1 protein-coding gene is annotated in these 1,465 nt (G+C 63.1%); it reads left to right on the forward strand.

Annotated elements, in window-relative coordinates:
* Positions 1–138 precede the first annotated feature (138 nt).
* Positions 139–1,452: an ISL3 family transposase gene (locus QP981_RS11130; RefSeq protein ID WP_284858021.1), complete on the forward strand. Its 1,314-nt coding sequence runs from the start codon at positions 139–141 to the stop codon at positions 1,450–1,452.
* Positions 1,453–1,465: the final 13 nt, after the last annotated feature.

Raw genomic sequence — 1,465 nt, forward strand, 5'->3', positions numbered from 1 at the left:
GGCTCTTCCGGTTTCGGAGTGCGTAGCGGGGTGAAGAAGACCACGGTGGGTTCAGCGGGTCACCACAACATATAGGGGTCCCCGGTGTGAAGATGAAAGTTCCTACACAATCATCTGAACACACCAGGGACCCGCACCGTGAAGCCTACTGGCAACCTCGTCGCCGACACCATCTGCCGCACCGCCGAGATCGGCTTGACGATCACCGGTGCCGCCGACGCGGGCACCATCACCATCATCGATGCCGCACCGGTGGCCGTGAGCAATACCTGCCCCGAGTGCGGGCACCCAGGGAAGCTACGCGATCACATCCTCCGCCGGCTCGTTGATCTTCCCGTCGTCGGCTTCCCCACCCGCCTGGATGTCCGCGTTCCCCGCTTCCTGTGCACAGCCACGTCGTGTCCGAGGAAGATCTTCCAGACATCCCTGGCCTGCGCGGATGACGGATCCAAGCTCACCCACCGCGTCACCCGCTGGATCCTCCAGCGCCTGGCGATTGACCGGATGAGTGTCTCTGCCACCGCCAAAGCACTCGGCATCGGCTGGGACCTGGTCAACCAGGTCGCACTCGATGCCTGCCGCCAGCTTGTCTACGACGACCCGCACCACCTGGACGGGGTGCGCATCCTCGGCGTCGATGAACATGTCTGGAAGCACACTCGAAAGCCCGGTCAGCCGTCGAACCTGGTGACCATCCTCGTCGACCTCACCCCACTGGTCGACGGACGTGGTCCGGCCCGACTGCTGGACCTGGGTCCCGGACGCAGTGCGGAAGTGCTGCGCACCTGGCTGCAGGAACGCGACCCTAGCTTCCGCAGCCAAGTGCAGGTGGTGACCATGGATGGCTTCACCGGCTACGCCTCCGCCGTCGACCAGGTCCTCCCGGACGCGACCAAGGTGATGGATCCGTTTCACGTAGTCCATCTGGCTGCCGACAAGCTCACCGGCTGTCGGCAGCGACTCCAACGAGAGACCACCGGACGACGCGGACGCAAAGACGACCCGCTGTACAAGTACCGCCGGACCTTGTTGACCAGGACGAACTACCTCACGCAGCGGCAGAAACAACGACTCGACCTGTTATGGGCCACCGACGATGACTACGTGGCACTCGAGGTGACCTGGCTGTTCTACCAGGACATGATCGCGGCGTACGGGCATCCGAAGAAATCAGAGGGCAAGAAGCTCATGAGCCGGGTGATCAACAGCCTGCGTAAGGGACTACCCGCAGGTCTGGAGGAGCTCGCCCAACTGGGGCGCACCTTGTGGCGCCGACGTGAGGACGTGTTGGCCTACTTCGATATCGGCGCGTCCAACGGGCCGGTCGAATCCATCAACGGCAGGCTCGAGCACCTGCGCGGGATCGCCCTGGGCTTCAGGAATCTCAACCACTACATCTTGCGGTGCTTGATCCACTCCGGACAGCTGCAGGGGAAGATCAACGCACTCTAAAAACGGAAGAGCC

The sequence above is a fragment of the Corynebacterium sp. MSK047 genome, from assembly GCF_030232285.1.
Taxonomy (GTDB): domain Bacteria; phylum Actinomycetota; class Actinomycetes; order Mycobacteriales; family Mycobacteriaceae; genus Corynebacterium; species Corynebacterium jeikeium_D.